The organism is Picosynechococcus sp. PCC 73109, from assembly GCF_001521855.1.
Lineage (GTDB): Bacteria > Cyanobacteriota > Cyanobacteriia > Cyanobacteriales > MRBY01 > MRBY01.
In genome coordinates, this window is record NZ_CP013998.1 from 379,265 (window position 1) to 393,870 (window position 14,606).

Below are 14,606 nucleotides of genomic sequence, written 5' to 3' on the forward strand. Positions count from 1 at the left end.
CTTTCCCTTGAGAAATTACCCATGAAAAAACGGCTCCTGTCTGCCCTCTGTCTGCTTTCCCTCAGTGTTTTTGGCTGTACCGCCCCATCGACTACGGATGTTAGTCCCGTTGAAAATGAAACCTCGACAACGGCAGTGCAACCCTTGGTGACTGGGGCGATTCCCGACCAAGATCCTGAAAAATTACAGCGACTCTATGGCCTGCTGGCGGATTATCTGAGTGCTGAACTGGGAGTACCTGTGGAATATAAACCCGTCACCGATTACCTCGCCGCGGTCACAGCCTTTAAGGTGGGAGATTTAGATTTAGTCTGGTTTGGTGGGTTGACGGGTGTCCAAGCGAGATTGCAAGTCCCTGGGGCTGAGGCGATCGCCCAACGGGATATTGACGCCGAATTTCACTCGGTACTGATTGCAAATGTGAATAGTGGCCTAGGGGAATTAGCCAGTGACGCAGATTTAACCCAAGTCAAAGGCAAAACTCTCACCTTTGGCAGCGAATCCTCCACCTCTGGCCGCCTGATGCCCCAATACTACCTAGAACAAGCCGGAGTCTCTCTTGAAGATTTCCAAGGGGAAGTGGGTTTTTCGGCCTCCCACGATGCCACCATCCAACTGGTCGAAGCGGGTACCTATGACCTGGGAATGCTCAATGAGCAGGTGTGGAATAGTCGCGTCGAAGCCGGGGAAGTAGATACCAATAGAGTAAAAGTGATTTGGCGATCGCCCGCCTACTACGACTATCACTGGGTCATTTCCCCCGACGTGGACGAACGCTATGGGGAAGGCTTCCGGGATAAAGTGCAACAGGCTTTGCTCCAACTCGATCCCAATAATCCTGACCACAAAGAAATTCTTGATTTGTTTGGGGCGACCCAGTTTATTCAGACCAGCAACGAAAACTACGCTGAAATCGAAGCTGTGGGCCGCCAGATTGGCAAGATCCAATAAACGAAGGTTTTCTTGAAGGCGAAGAAGTCTGTTGATCTGCCTCCTAAAATCTCCCCCAGACTGGGGGCCGGGGGGCTTTATCAATCAGCTCTAAGCGGCGGCCTTTTTCATTTCGATCAATTCGATCTTGTAGCCATTGGGATCTTCGACAAAGGCAATTACTGTGGTGCCGTGCTTCATGGGGCCGGGTTCCCGGGAAATTTTACCGCCCAGCTCGCGGATTTTTTCGCAGGTGCCATAGATATCATCCACACCCAGAGCAATGTGACCAAAGCCATTGCCGAGGTCATAGCTGTCGGTGTCCCAGTTGTGAGTTAGCTCGATCACGGTATTCTCTTTTTCGTCGCCATAACCGACAAAGGCTAGGGTGAATTTGCCGCCGGGGTAATCCTTTTGGCGCAGGAGTTTCATCCCCAGAACATCACAATAAAATTTGAGGGATTCTTCTAAATTGCCAACCCGAATCATGGTGTGAAGCATTTTCATAGGGGCTGTTTTTCTCCGTTGGTAACAAATTATCTCTAGTGTCTATTCTAAATTGAGTTCCCTTGGAGCCAGTCTTGGGCAGTGCGGACGAGGGTACCGTCTTCTTCGAGGGCCACGATACTCACATCGAGGGGCAGAGCTAGGGGACTATCGTAAGGTAGGACAAAACCCAGATTTTCGGTATTTAGGTTAAAGTCAGCAACCCGCAAGGGTAAGTCAGGATTCTGACTGAGGTAATACTCCAGGGTTGGCCGATCAAAAATTACACCGTCTGCTTTATCGGCTTCCATTAAGGCGATCGCCTCTTCTAAGCTAGGGCGTTGCACAACTTTGGCACGATATTCGGCGGCCAAAGCTTCCCCTGTTGTGCCCTGGACAACGGCCATGCGGGTGCCGCGTAAATCCCCAGGATCACGGATTGCATCCTCTGGCAATTTAGCGAGGGCAAGGGTAAAAGCCGAGGCCAATCCCCCGATTAGAGAAGAAACCGCAATCAAAGAGATCAACATCCAAACTCCGGCGATAAACCGCCCCCAAGGGGTTTTGGGTGAGCGATCGCCATAGCCCACCGTCGTCAGAGTCACCAGGGCAAACCACATCCCATTGCCCACGCCGCGCAGATACTGGTTGGGGAACTCCTCTGGATTATGGCGTCTCTCCACGAGCCACATGCCATTACCCACTAAGAATAAACACACTAGCAAAACCCCCACCGAGGAGAGGGCCGTGCGCGTGAAAAAAGGCCGTACCCGTTCCCAAATGGGGGGCGACTCTTCGGGCAGCAAAACTCCTAGTCCAGAAATGAAAAAAGGCTGGGTGAAATCAACTGCTTCTAAACGCTCGGCGGTAATACTAAACGGCCCCACCAGGAGGTCTAATTCCCCGGTGGCCACGGCATCCAAGGCGGCTTGTGTTTCCGTTTGCAAAATCAACTCATATTCCCAGCCATTTACGAAGGCAATGGTTTCCCAGATATCCGGCACAATCCCCTGAAAGTCACCGTTGACCGACTCCACTAAAAAAGGAGGGGTGCCGCCAATGCCAACCTGGAGAATTTCTGCCGCTTCATCGTCTGGCAAATTATCAGGACTTTGGGCCAATCCGACTTGGATCTGTGCTTCGGCCAAGATGGACAAGCCAATTAAGCCAAGAATTTGTAGGCCCTTCTGCCTAAGTTCCCTGATCGAAAAAAAATCACCTACTTTTTTTACATTAACCATTCCTAAGATTATTCAAATAACGACAGTGCCATTGTAGTCACTGGCAATATTCTATTGGTGAGCTGATTTTTAGACAGAAGTGAAGCACTTTGTAAAATCAATCTCTGTTTAAAACCTGATTTTCTCGCCTGTAGATTGACGACAGCAGTTGCATATTCTGTAACGATGGCCTTTACTTCCCCTGGCTTGTTTACAGTAAAGCTAATGTTTCTTCCCACACATCATTAAATGCTCAAGCTGGTTGTTGAGATCACCAAAACTTGAGTACTGTCAAGGCTTACAGATTTATTTTCTGGAGCCTTTTTTGTATTTAAAAATGATTGAACGCCATCTCTGGGGCAACGATATGCTGCATTTCTAAGGTGATATGCGCTGATTTTTGGCAATGGGAAATGCTAGAGATCAAAAAATAAGTACTGACATCATTGTTTAATTTTCTTTGAAAGCAATTTCAAAAAACAACACAGTCAGTAAAATCAGTTTGTTTTGGGCTAGCTGCCGATGAATCATCCAACTTACAAGAGATTTAGAATCTTTTTGGGGACAGAACATCAGCATTTAATTCACTGAAAATCCCCGCTTCGTGGTTTGGGACGGGGCTACTTCTACGGAAAAGTTGACTTGATCCTGGCGATCGCCTTGACGAATTTCTAAGGTCTGGGGGCCAGGGGTCAGGCGTAACTTCGGGTTCTGGGGATCATCCGGTTGCCAGGGATTGCCATTGAGCCGCCATTGCACAGGCTCTTGGTTCTTGGTTTGAAATTGGATTACCAGTTGGCCGGGATTGTTGGGGTCGCTCAGGAGGCGATCGCCATCTTGGGGAAACAGAATTTTTAAACCGTTTTGGGGCATCGCCAAGGTCATTTGGGTCGCCAGCCAGCGGTCATATTCGGGGGGCAACACGAGACGAATCTCGCCGTTAATTTCCTGGTAAAAGTCATCTAAATCCATTTCGTACTCGGCTAGATCTTCTGGGAAAAAATATTCCTGGACGATGACTGGACAAAGGCCCGTGGATTTTTTGCCAGACAGGGCACAAATAGGACGTTTGACCATGGCCGCTGGCTCCGGGAATGGCAATGGTTCCCGCTGATGGTGCAAGTGCAACATAATTTCGCGCCAGAGCGGTGCAGCCCCTGCCACCCCTGAAACTTGCTGCATGGGTGTGCCATCGAAGTTACCAATCCAGGTAGCAACAGTGTATTTTTCGCTAAATCCCACCGCCCAGGTATCACGATAATTTGAGGATGTTCCCGTTTTGACCGCCGCTGGAAATGGTAAATTTAACGCCGAATCGACCCCAAAGGCGATCGCCCTGGCCTGTTTATCGCTCAGCATTTGGGTAATCAGTTGCCAAGTTGAGGAGTCACTGAGAGATGTTATGGCTGATTCCGGATGAGCAAAATGACTCACCAAATCACTTTTTTTGCCGCCATTGGCCAAGGTGCGATAGGCATTGGCCAACTCCATCAGGGTTACTTCACCGCTCCCCAGGGTGAGCCCCAAGCCATAGTAGTCGGGGTCTTCGGTTAGATGCTGAAAACCCAATTGGTGCAAACGTTGTAAAAATGCCTCAACACCCACTTTTTCTAAAACCCGCACCGCCGGAATATTGAGGGAATTTCCCAAAGCGAGACGCACCCGCACCGGGCCTAAAAATTTTTCATCGTAGTCCGTAGGTTCATAGAGTTTGGCGTCGGGAATGGCATAGTAGGTGGGAATATCCGCCAAAATCGTATTGGGGCGAATGGTGCGGTTTTTTAGGGCCAATTGATAGAGGAAGGGCTTGAGGGTAGAGCCTGGTTGCCGGAGGGCTTGTACCCCATCGGTTTCGCCTTGGGGCGTAAAGTAATCCGTAGATCCCACATAGGCCAAGATTTCACCGGTTTGATTCTCAATGGCGATCGCCGCTCCTTGGTGGACATGATGTTGGTTTAAATTTAAAACGGTCTGGCGCACCTGTGCCGCAACAAAATCCTGGAGATTTTTATCTAAGCTGGTGCGAATCACGGGGTTTTGGCTGGTATCTAATTGCTCTGTTAACCAAAAAACAAAATGGGGCGCACTGAGAATGCCCTGGTGACGCGGTTGCAGGGTAACGGCTTCCTGAAAAACCCGATCCGCCTGTTCTGGAGAAAGTTCACCCTCAGCGACGAGGCGCTCCAACACATACCGCTGCCGTTGTTTGAGATTGTCCCAATAGTGATAGGGGTTGAGATAGGTGGGACTGTTGGGAATGGCCGCGAGGAGAGTCGCCTGGGCCACATTAAGATCTGCCGCCGCCACACCAAAATAAATCTGAGCTGCCGCTTCAACGCCGTAGATATTGCCCCCCATGGGTAAACGGTTAATGTAAGCGGTGAGAATTTCTTGGCGGTTCATGCCCGCCCCTAAACGCCAGGCGACCCAAATTTCCTGGAGTTTCGCGTGCAAAGTCCGGGGGCGATCGCCTAACATCCGGGCAAGCTGCATCGTAATCGTCGAGGCCCCACTGACAATTTTTTGGTGTTTGATGGCTTGGTAAGTGGCCCTGGCGATCGCCTGGAGATCCAGGGGGCCATGGTGGTAAAAATCACCATCCTCCGCCGCGATAATCGCCTGCTGAAAATAGGGCGAAATTTCATCGAGGCTGACAACAGAGGTATTTTCTTGGTCGGCGCTGAGGACTGTCCCCAAAAACAAACCATTGCGGTCATAAAAGCGAAAGGCTTGATCGGTTTGGGCAATATCCGCTGCTTGCAAGGGCATCAGGAAGGGCGTTAAACGCACCACCAAGGTGATCGCCCCCAGGACAGCGATCATTTTTAGGGGGAGGGGCGATCGTCGCCAAATTTTCAGGAGCCAGTCATGCAGCAACACAGGCAGCTTGGGCCTCATCTCTTTTCGTAGTTGTAGCCCTTTTCTGGGGCGATCGCCCAAAGGCTTAATATTTTATATTTTGCAGTTTTACCGAATAAAGCGAATCTTTAAGACTCATCACCAAAGCGATATTACCCATGGGATTGTTCACTAAAATTGGAATGTTTCAAAGGAGCGACACCATGGGTCAGCGTCACATTCGGCACGGTTTGTTATTTCTTGGGGCGATGCTTTGCGTTTTTCTGCCATCGGTGGCGATCGCCCACGTTGGCGGCCACGAAACCGCTGGCTTTTGGCATGGCTTTCAACATCCCCTTGGGGGCCTCGATCACCTCGTTGCCATGTTAGCAGTGGGGATTTGGGCCGTTCAAGTCGAAGAAAAGCAAGGGCGTTTTTTACTCCCCCTGAGTTTTCTGGGACTGATGTTGGTGGGCGGTTTGCTCGGCATGGTCGGCATGACCGTACCAGGGATCGAGGTTGGCATTATCTTTTCCGATTTACTGTTAGGTTGTTTTGTTTTCTTTGGCACCCGTCTGCCGTTGCTGTGGAGTAGTCTCATTATTGGGGCGCTGGCCGTTTTTCATGGCTATGCCCACGGCGCTGAAATGCCTGCCAATGCCCAAGGTCTTCAATATGCCCTCGGTTTCCTGGCGGGGACTGCGAGCCTACACCTCATCGGCATGGGAACGGCTTTTCTGGCCTTGCGTCGTCAACAGATTCAATTTTTCCGCATTGCTGGGGTGATGATGGTGGTCGCTGGTGTGGCGGTCTTGGCCCAAAGCATTTAAGCAGCGATACTGACAGGCTTGATCAAAGAACTCTCCGGGTTTCAGTGGAGAGTTTTTTTAATGGGTTGATGGCGACCAAAGAAAAAACCGACTGGCATTTTTACCAATCGGCTTTTTGGTTCTAATCTCGCCCAGTGGGAGAGCGTCGTTTTAAGGGTTAGCTATTTGCTTCCGCCCGTTCTTTAGCTTCCTTGATCACTTCATCCGCAACATTCTTCGGACAAGGATCATAATGAGAGAACTCCATGGAGAACTGACCACGGCCAGAGGTCATGGTACGCAGATCGCCGATGTAACCGAACATTTCACTGAGGGGCACTTTGGCTTTGATGCGGATCCCAGTGGCACCGGATTCTTGACCTTCGATCATGCCGCGACGACGGTTGAGGTCACCAATTACATCCCCAACGTAATCATCGGGGGTAAAGACATCCACCTTCATGATCGGTTCGAGGATTTGGGGGCCAGCCTTGGGTAGGGTTTGACGGTAGCCACTCTTGGCGGCGATTTCAAAGGCGATCGCCGAAGAGTCAACCGGGTGGAAACCACCATCCGTCAAAGTCACCTTCAGGTCAACACAGGGGAAGCCAGCCAGTACACCCTTCTCGATGGATTGCTCGAAACCTTTTTGAACGGCGGGCCAAAATTCACGGGGTACGTTACCACCAGTGACCTTGGACTCGAACTGGAAGCCGCTACCGGATTCACCGGGTTCAATAGTGTAATCAATCTTACCGAATTGACCAGAACCACCAGACTGTTTCTTGTGGGTGTAGCTGTCGTTGATGACCTTGGTGATCGATTCACGGTAGGCAACCTGGGGTTTACCCACTTCTACTTCCACGCCGTAGGTACGCTTGAGGATGTCTACTTTAATATCGAGGTGAAGTTCACCCATCCCTTTAATAATGGTTTCACCGCTCTCTTGGTCGGTTTCTACCTGGAAGGAGGGATCCTCTTGCACCATCTTGCTGAGGGCAACCCCCATTTTCTCGTTACCACCCTTGGTTTTGGGGGCGATCGCAATGGAGATTACCGGATCCGGGAAAACCATCGGTTCGAGGGTCGCCGGATTGTCCTTATCACAGAGGGTGTGACCCGTTTGGACGTTCTTCATCCCGACGATGGCAATAATGTCACCCGCTTGGGCTTCATCGATTTCCTCACGGGAGTTGGCGTGCATTTCTACCATCCGCCCGATGCGCTCAGTTTTGCCCGTGGCCGTGTTGAGAACAGTGTCACCCTTTTTGAGCATCCCAGAGTAAATCCGGGTAAAGGTCAAGGCCCCAAAACGGTCGTCCATAATCTTGAAGGCCAAAGCACGAAGGGGCTTTTCGGGATCAACAATCGCAAAGTTGCCTGTTTCGTTCCCTTCAATGTCTGTTTCCGGCTGGGGATTGACTTCCATTGGGTTGGGGAGATAGTCCACAACCGCATCGAGAACTAGTTGTACCCCTTTGTTTTTGAAGGAAGAACCACAGTAGGTGGGGAAGAACGCCAGTTCACGGGTTCCTTTCCGGATACAAGCCTTGATTTCGTCAATGCTGACTTCTTCGCCTTCGAGGTATTTTTCCATGATCTCGTCATCTTGTTCGACAGCGAGTTCGACGAGGGCTTCGCGGTATTCTGCTACTTGATCCTTCATGTCTTCGGGGACATCGGTGATCTCGTAGTTCATCGGATCGCCAGATTCGTCCCAAATCCAAGCTTTTTCGGTAAGCAGATCAACAACGCCCTTAAATTCACTCTCTGTACCGATCGGCAGGGTCATTACCAGGGGGGTTGCCGCCAGGATGTTTTCTACCTGCTTCACAACGTTGTAGAAGTTAGCACCGATCCGGTCTAATTTGTTGACATAGATCAGTCGCGCAACCTTAGAGTCGTTGGCATAACGCCAGTTGGTTTCGGATTGGGGTTCTACACCACCGGAACCACAAAATACACCGACACCACCGTCGAGTACTTTTAGGGAGCGATAAACTTCAATGGTGAAATCGACGTGACCGGGAGTATCGATAATATTGAGCTGGTGATCTTTCCAGAAACAGCTTGTGGCAGCGGATTGAATGGTAATCCCGCGCTCCTGCTCCTGCTCCATGAAGTCAGTGGTGGCTGCACCGTCGTGCACTTCACCTAATTTGTGGATTTTTCCGGTTAACTTCAGGATACGTTCGGTGGTGGTGGTTTTACCCGCATCGACGTGAGCGAAGATACCGATATTACGATATTTGGTCAGGTCTTTCATAGGTTTATGTTCGCTCGATAAAATTTAAGTACTACTATTTTTACTAGGGTGATCACTCGGTGCAATTAGACGTACAACTGAAAACGTCTCGGTCTTGTTTGAGCCAATCTAAAACCGATGTGGTTTATGGTGAGTCGTTAAGGGACTAATTTGTATTGTAAGTGTCACGCGCTTGGTTCGTATAAGCTGCCGCTCCAGTCTTGGGAAAACTGAATATTTTGCTACAGCAAAGAATATTAAAATCCTTGCGGGGCACGATGGCAACATTACAGATTGTAAATTATCTTGCGGTCAACTTAAAAGGATCTTGGGGGGCGATCGCCAATGGGTGAGGTAACCATGACCCAAATATTGAGCCGATGGAATCAGAATGAGATTTGGCGATCGCCAGGGTTTTTTTGGGGTCACGCTCACGGCACAATGGGGAGTTGCACTGCGATGGAGAAAATAGCTTGGCGAGTTTGACGCATATTCGGATTGTGGTTGTAGAACCTGCAGGGGCCCTAAATCTTGGCTCCATTGCCCGGGTGATGAAAAATATGGGCTTAGGGCAATTGTTCTTAGTGAATCCCCATTGTAACCATTTAGGCCAAGAGGCTTTTTTAATGGCAGTCCATGGGCGGGAATTTCTCGAACGGGCTGTGGTTGTCCCTGATTTGACAACGGCATTGACGGGTTGCAAAAAGGCGATCGCCACCACTGGACTCCAGCGCAGTTTACCGATGCCCGTGGAAACCCCCAAGGCAGCTTTGCCCTGGTTTTTAGAGGATGATCAACCCAGTGCGCTAATTTTCGGCCGGGAAGACCACGGCTTAAGCAATGGCGAATTAAACCAAGCCCAAAGGCTGGTCTGCATTCCCACAGGGGATGCATATACATCCTTGAATTTGGCCCAGGCGGTCGCTGTTTGTGGCTACGAATTGCGCAGTTTAGCCACCGAAAAACCCACTTTTGCCCCAAGAGAAATAACCACAGTCACCCCGGATCTGGCCGATCTCAGTGAATTAGAGGGCTATTACCAGCACCTAGAGCGGGTGTTGTTGCAGGTGGGATTTCTGTATCCCCACACCAGTGCCTCACGGATGGAAACATTTCGTGATTTGTACCACCGTGCCAGCCCCAGTAGCCGCGAGGTGGCAATGTTACGGGGGATTTTACGACAGGTGGAATGGGCGATCGCCAACGCCGCTTCACCTGAATAATATTTAGGCCTGATCTATACCTTTATATAAATGAATAATTTTAGCGACCACCGCCTCAATGCTGAGGTTATCGGTAATTAATTCCACCGCATCGGGAGCCTTGGTCAAAGGAGCGATAGCGCGGGTACTGTCGAGGCGATCGCGTTCGGTGATTTCTGCCTCTAGTTGTCCTAGGTCAATGTTGGTTTCTCCCTGGGCAGTGAGATCCTTGGCGCGGCGTCTGGCCCGTTCGGCGGGGGTAGCGGTCAAGAAAATCTTGAGTTCGGCATCGGGAAACACATGGGTACCGATATCGCGCCCCTCTGCCACGAGGCCCCCATTTTCACCGAGGCGTTGCTGCTGCTTCACTAGGGCTTGGCGGACGGCGGCTTGGGCGGCAATGACAGATACCTGTTTCGTCACAGTCGGCGTGCGGATTGCCTGGGTCACATCAAGGTTATTCGCCAACACGGTAATGGGTTCTGTGGGCGCATTGGGGGGCACTAAGGTAATGGTGGCGGTACTGACGAGTTCAGCAACGGCCACTTCATCCTGGGGATTGATATTGTTTTCTAAAACAAGATAGGCGATCGCCCGGTACATTGCCCCGGTATCTAGAAAGAGAAGCTTGAGCTGCTCGGCCACTTGGCGAGTAACGGTAGATTTACCGGCTCCGGCGGGGCCATCAATGGCAATAATCGGCTGACGGGTTTTTAGCATGGTGTTATCAATCAAACGGGTTTGACCGACATAGGCGGCGATCGCCAGTAAACCAGATTTTTGCACCTGGGGCAGGGGCGTCAGGGTTTCTGGATCGACTAATTCTAAATATTGCAGTTGTACCCCCGGAAATTTAGCCAGGGTTTCTTTGGCCGCTGCAATGAGCCGATCTGCGTGCCGTTCCCCCGTTTGAAATAGCGCTTGGGCGGTTTGGAGGGCCTGGGAAAGGGCGATCGCCTCGGCTTTTTCGGCAGTAGATAAATATTGATTACGGGAACTGAGCGCTAACCCCGATGGCTCCCGGACAATGGGACAACCCCGGACAGTGACGGGTAGATGCAAATCCTGCACCAGCCGTTTAATAATCGCCAATTGTTGGGCGTCCTTTTCGCCGAAATAGGCGATCGCTGGCCGTACCAATTGCAACAGTTTCACCACCACCGTCGCCATCCCCGTAAAATGGCCTGGACGGAAGCGACCACAAAGCCCGCTGGTCAACCCAGGAGGCGGCAAGATCTGCACTGGTTCTGGCCCCGGATACATTTCGGCTACTGTGGGGGCAAAGATGAGGTCTACCCCCAGGTCGTCACAAAATTGGCGATCTCCTTCCCATTGCCGGGGATAGTGGTCAAGATCTTCGTTGGCCCCAAACTGCAGAGGATTAACGAAGATACTCACCACCACAAAGTCTGTTTCTACCCTTGCCCGTTGGATCAAACTGCCATGGCCTCGGTGGAGCGCCCCCATCGTGGGGACAAAACCAATTTTTTGCCTCGGAGCAACCTGGGCGATCGCCGTTTGTAATCCAGTAAGGGTGCGTACAACTTTCATCGGCTAAGGGATGGAGACGTTAGTTCAGAACCTCTAACTTTACCGTAGCCACGCCAGCACTGACTAAACCAATCTGCTGGGCCGAACCCTTGGACAAATCGATAATGCGACCAGGGGTGAAGGGGCCACGGTCATTGATGCGCACCACCACAGAACGACCATTGCGGACATTTGTTACCCGCACCTTTGTGCCAAAGGGTAGGCTCTTGTGGGCGGCAGTCATCGCATATTGATTAAACGGTTCACCGCTCGCCGTGCGTCGGCCATGGAATCCCGGCCCATACCAAGAGGCCCGGCCTTGCATGGTGCGTTGTACCTTCAGGCCAGCACCCGCCACATTTTTCGCTTTAGGGGCATTGGCGATCGCCGCCATGGGTTCAGCACCACCGAGGATCCGCCGGAAGCGATTCACCGCAATCAGAGCATCCTGGGTCTCATTGCCTGTCCGATCCGCGAGGAAAACCGAATCATCTAGGGTGATCAAGGGTGCATTGTCATAGAGCAAGTCATATTTGCCTGCGGCCTGCCAACTTGCAGAAAATTTCGTGGCATCAAAGTCCGCTTGGGCAACGAGGGTATTTAATTCTTGGGAAACTTTTTGGGCGATCGCCTGGGCCTCATCATCGGCGGCATCACCGGAATTGAGAAACGTGAGAACGGGGAGTTGGTTGACGTAGAGGGTGGTAGCAGTCCGTTCTTCGTGGGGATAAGAAAACAACGTCGTAATTGGTTCTAAACGTTCTGCCGCAGCGGTCACTTGAGTACGGGCCAGAACACGAGGAGACGTATCCGTATTTGCTAGGGTTGGTGCTGCGGTCAAGCTCAAGGGAGCAAAGGTCGTAAAGGCAGCAGACAAAGCGAGCAAATGTTTACGTTTTAAGGTCATGAAAAAAAATTGAATTCAACTACCGCCGAAAACCATGCCTCACCAAAAAACAATTGACAGTAGAGGGTTTCCTTTGGTCAAAGGGGCCGTTGCATCCAAAAAATGCGCTTACCCACACCTAAGTCAGAACGTTGTGATCACGTTACATTTCTTAAGCCGACATACAGTAACACAGGCTTTTTCGGCTTCACATCCGTATACACAGAGTCGAAAATGGGGTTTCAGGTCAAAATAAATGGCAACGAATAAAGTTAAAGCACGGTAAAATCTGCTTTTCGAGTTTTGTCAGACTCGACAATTTCCCTTGACCAATTCATAAAGAATTTTTATCGCATGGACTACCAACAAGCAGGAGTAGATATCGAAGCAGGGCGTTCCTTCGTCAAAACCATCAAGGATAACGTCGAAAGCACATACCGACCGGGGGTACTGGGTGGCCTCGGAGGGTTTGGTGGCTGCTTTGAAATTCCCGCTGGCTATCGTCAACCGGTGTTGATTTCCGGTACGGATGGGGTGGGCACAAAGCTCAAAATCGCCCACCAGACCGATCAGCACCACACCGTCGGCATTGATTTGGTGGCAATGTGTGTCAACGATATCCTCACCTCTGGGGCCGAACCGCTCTTTTTCCTCGACTATTTAGCAACGGGCAAGCTCGAACCTGAACAACTGGCCCAGGTGGTCGCCGGAATTGTTGAAGGGTGTAAGCAGAGTGGTTGTGCGCTTCTGGGGGGCGAAACAGCGGAGATGCCGGGTTTTTACCAAGCAGGGGAATATGATCTTGCGGGCTTTTGCGTGGGGATCGTCGAAAAGAGCGAAATTTTAGACGGCTCCCAAGTGCAGGTCGGCGATGTGGCGATCGCCTTACCCAGTAGCGGTGTCCACAGCAATGGTTTTTCCCTAGTGCGGAAAATCATTGAAATGAATCAATTGTCCTGGGACGACAAGCCCGCAGCATTTCAGGGTAAAACCCTCGGTGAAGTCTTCCTCACGCCCACCCAAATCTATGTCCAGGCGATCCAAGGTGCCCTCAAGGCCAACATGGAGATCCACGGTATGGCCCACATCACCGGGGGCGGCCTCCCCGAAAATCTGCCCCGGTGCCTCCAAGCCGATCAATCCATGGCCATTGATCCGAGCACCTGGGAAATCCCCACCCTTTTCCAGTGGCTGCAAACCATGGGTGATGTCCCCCAATCGGCCATGTGGGACACCTTCAATATGGGGGTGGGCTATGTGGTGATTGTGCCGGCCCCCAAAGCGGCGGAAAATGTTGCTTGGTTTAAGGCCCAGGGGATCGCGGCTTGGCAAGTGGGTACGGTGGTCGCAGGTCAAGGGGAAGTCCTCGGGCTACAATAGCTACGGTCATCCTTGCCAACAATTAATAGTTACTGATATTGGGTTTGAGTTCATGTTTTCCTCCTTCGACAATCAAGGCCCGCAACCCAGGGAAAAATGGCGATCGCACGTGGATTGGTTCGTCCAAGACTACCGCTCTCAACTGACGGCCCTCGCCTGGGGGCTCCAGCAGGAATGGCACCACGACGGCACGATCCTCGGCATTGACCTCAAACCCCAGCCCCATTTTGTGCCCTGCTCCCCAGAAACCCTCCAGACCTTGAATCGACGGGTGGGGGGGCGTCTCCAGGAAATCCTGGGGATCATTGCCGGGGCAGACTTTGAGCAGGAAGTAATTATCCTCTGCATTGGTGATGGGCAGGTGAAACTGGTATATTACCAAGCTGACCCCAGCCCAGAAACCTGTTGGCAAACCCATGGCCCCGATCTGGATCAGTTGATTGCCGATTTAGAAGCGGCCATGGCTGAATCTATCCAGCTTGAATCGGCCTCGAAGTAACGATCTACTACGAGAACCCCACAATAAAGCGAGATTTTCCTAAAATAAAGACAGAAAATCCTAAAAATCCCCTAAGCTGGCATCATGATTACCAAAACCGTTGCCGAAGTCATGACCCCCGATCCCGCCGTGGTCAAAGCAAATGATTCGCTCCAAACGGCGATCGCCCTCCTTGTGGAGAAAAAAATTAGCGCCCTTCCCGTTGTTGATGGTCAGGGAAAATTGGTGGGGATCATTTCAGACAGTGACCTCACCTGGCAAGAAACAGGGGTAGATACGCCCCCCTACATCATGTTGTTGGATAGTGTGATTTATCTGCAAAATCCCGCCAAGCACGACGCTGAGATTCACAAGGCCCTCGGCCAAACGGTGGGGGAAGTCATGAGCAAAAAAGTTTACACGATTCACCCCGAAAAAATTGTCCGGGAAGCGGCCCACTTAATGCACGAGAAACACGTGGGTCGTTTGCCCGTCATTGCCCAGGACAGCGAAAAAGTCATTGGGATCATTACCCAAGGTGATATTATTCGAGCAATGGCCCAGGCCTCTTAAATTCCATTGTTTCATTTGGTAAAACATCT

The 14,606-nt window shown here is 51.1% G+C and carries 13 protein-coding genes; 6 read left to right on the forward strand and 7 right to left on the reverse strand.

What is annotated here, in order from left to right; genetic code table 11:
- Positions 1 to 21: 21 nt before the first annotated feature.
- Complete coding sequence (locus AWQ23_RS01830; RefSeq protein ID WP_062431981.1) at positions 22 to 951, forward strand: putative selenate ABC transporter substrate-binding protein; 930 nt, start codon at positions 22 to 24, stop codon at positions 949 to 951.
- Positions 952 to 1,041: 90 nt separating this feature from the next.
- Here AWQ23_RS01830 and gloA read toward each other — a convergent pair whose 3' ends face one another.
- The 3 genes from gloA to pbpC all read right to left on the reverse strand — a co-directional run bounded on the left by gloA (position 1,042) and on the right by pbpC (position 5,534).
- A complete protein-coding gene (gene gloA, locus AWQ23_RS01835) occupies positions 1,042 to 1,437 on the reverse strand; it encodes a lactoylglutathione lyase (RefSeq protein ID WP_062431983.1) in 396 nt (131 codons plus the stop codon).
- A gap of 47 nt (positions 1,438 to 1,484) precedes the next feature.
- Positions 1,485 to 2,573 carry a transporter substrate-binding domain-containing protein gene (locus tag AWQ23_RS01840; RefSeq protein ID WP_232308942.1) on the reverse strand — a complete coding sequence of 363 codons (1,089 nt, stop codon included), beginning with the start codon at positions 2,571 to 2,573 and terminating at the stop codon, positions 1,485 to 1,487.
- Between the two features lie 642 nt (positions 2,574 to 3,215).
- The gene (gene pbpC / locus AWQ23_RS01845; RefSeq protein ID WP_083500677.1) at positions 3,216 to 5,534 is read right to left on the reverse strand and encodes a penicillin-binding protein 1C; all 2,319 of its coding nucleotides are present in this window, start codon (positions 5,532 to 5,534) and stop codon (positions 3,216 to 3,218) included.
- A 164-nt stretch (positions 5,535 to 5,698) separates the two neighbouring features.
- Here pbpC and AWQ23_RS01850 point away from each other — a divergent pair, with 164 nt between their 5' ends.
- A complete protein-coding gene (locus AWQ23_RS01850; protein ID WP_030006116.1) occupies positions 5,699 to 6,304 on the forward strand; it encodes a HupE/UreJ family protein in 606 nt (201 codons plus the stop codon).
- A gap of 157 nt (positions 6,305 to 6,461) precedes the next feature.
- Here the strand turns inward: AWQ23_RS01850 and fusA are convergent, their stop codons facing one another.
- Positions 6,462 to 8,549, reverse strand: a complete 2,088-nt coding sequence (gene fusA, locus AWQ23_RS01855) for an elongation factor G (RefSeq protein WP_012305975.1) — start codon at positions 8,547 to 8,549, stop codon at positions 6,462 to 6,464.
- Positions 8,550 to 8,840: 291 nt separating this feature from the next.
- Positions 8,841 to 8,963 (reverse strand): hypothetical protein, encoded by a 123-nt coding sequence (locus tag AWQ23_RS16400; RefSeq protein ID WP_255355993.1) that lies wholly within the window; start codon positions 8,961 to 8,963, stop codon positions 8,841 to 8,843.
- 38 nt (positions 8,964 to 9,001) lie between these two features.
- On the opposite strand from AWQ23_RS16400, the gene AWQ23_RS01860 reads away from it, so the two are divergent.
- The gene (locus AWQ23_RS01860; RefSeq protein WP_083500678.1) at positions 9,002 to 9,751 is read left to right on the forward strand and encodes an RNA methyltransferase; all 750 of its coding nucleotides are present in this window, start codon (positions 9,002 to 9,004) and stop codon (positions 9,749 to 9,751) included.
- A gap of 3 nt (positions 9,752 to 9,754) precedes the next feature.
- Here the strand turns inward: AWQ23_RS01860 and AWQ23_RS01865 are convergent, their stop codons facing one another.
- Together AWQ23_RS01865 and AWQ23_RS01870 are read right to left on the reverse strand one after the other, a co-directional pair.
- Positions 9,755 to 11,281, reverse strand: coding sequence for a bifunctional pantoate--beta-alanine ligase/(d)CMP kinase (locus AWQ23_RS01865; protein ID WP_062431986.1), 1,527 nt, complete (start codon positions 11,279 to 11,281; stop codon positions 9,755 to 9,757).
- A 19-nt stretch (positions 11,282 to 11,300) separates the two neighbouring features.
- The gene (locus AWQ23_RS01870; protein ID WP_062431987.1) at positions 11,301 to 12,167 is read right to left on the reverse strand and encodes a septal ring lytic transglycosylase RlpA family protein; all 867 of its coding nucleotides are present in this window, start codon (positions 12,165 to 12,167) and stop codon (positions 11,301 to 11,303) included.
- A 333-nt stretch (positions 12,168 to 12,500) separates the two neighbouring features.
- On the opposite strand from AWQ23_RS01870, the gene purM reads away from it, so the two are divergent.
- From purM to AWQ23_RS01885, 3 genes are all read left to right on the forward strand, one after another.
- A complete protein-coding gene (gene purM, locus AWQ23_RS01875) occupies positions 12,501 to 13,526 on the forward strand; it encodes a phosphoribosylformylglycinamidine cyclo-ligase (protein ID WP_062431988.1) in 1,026 nt (341 codons plus the stop codon).
- 52 nt (positions 13,527 to 13,578) lie between these two features.
- Positions 13,579 to 14,025, forward strand: a complete 447-nt coding sequence (locus AWQ23_RS01880) for a hypothetical protein (RefSeq protein ID WP_062431989.1) — start codon at positions 13,579 to 13,581, stop codon at positions 14,023 to 14,025.
- Between the two features lie 87 nt (positions 14,026 to 14,112).
- The gene (locus AWQ23_RS01885) at positions 14,113 to 14,577 is read left to right on the forward strand and encodes a CBS domain-containing protein (RefSeq protein ID WP_062436455.1); all 465 of its coding nucleotides are present in this window, start codon (positions 14,113 to 14,115) and stop codon (positions 14,575 to 14,577) included.
- Positions 14,578 to 14,606: the final 29 nt, after the last annotated feature.

Excerpts from the sequence above, each read along its gene's own strand:
- AWQ23_RS01830 (WP_062431981.1), top strand. The coding sequence starts at position 22 with ATGAAAAAACGGCTCCTGTCTGCCCTCTGTCTGCTTTCCCTCAGTGTT.
- gloA (WP_062431983.1), bottom strand. The coding sequence starts at position 1,437 with ATGAAAATGCTTCACACCATGATTCGGGTTGGCAATTTAGAAGAATCC.
- pbpC (WP_083500677.1), bottom strand. The coding sequence starts at position 5,534 with ATGAGGCCCAAGCTGCCTGTGTTGCTGCATGACTGGCTCCTGAAAATT.
- AWQ23_RS01850 (WP_030006116.1), top strand. The coding sequence starts at position 5,699 with ATGGGTCAGCGTCACATTCGGCACGGTTTGTTATTTCTTGGGGCGATG.
- fusA (WP_012305975.1), bottom strand. The coding sequence starts at position 8,549 with ATGAAAGACCTGACCAAATATCGTAATATCGGTATCTTCGCTCACGTC.
- AWQ23_RS01865 (WP_062431986.1), bottom strand. The coding sequence starts at position 11,281 with ATGAAAGTTGTACGCACCCTTACTGGATTACAAACGGCGATCGCCCAG.
- AWQ23_RS01870 (WP_062431987.1), bottom strand. The coding sequence starts at position 12,167 with ATGACCTTAAAACGTAAACATTTGCTCGCTTTGTCTGCTGCCTTTACG.
- purM (WP_062431988.1), top strand. The coding sequence starts at position 12,501 with ATGGACTACCAACAAGCAGGAGTAGATATCGAAGCAGGGCGTTCCTTC.
- AWQ23_RS01880 (WP_062431989.1), top strand. The coding sequence starts at position 13,579 with ATGTTTTCCTCCTTCGACAATCAAGGCCCGCAACCCAGGGAAAAATGG.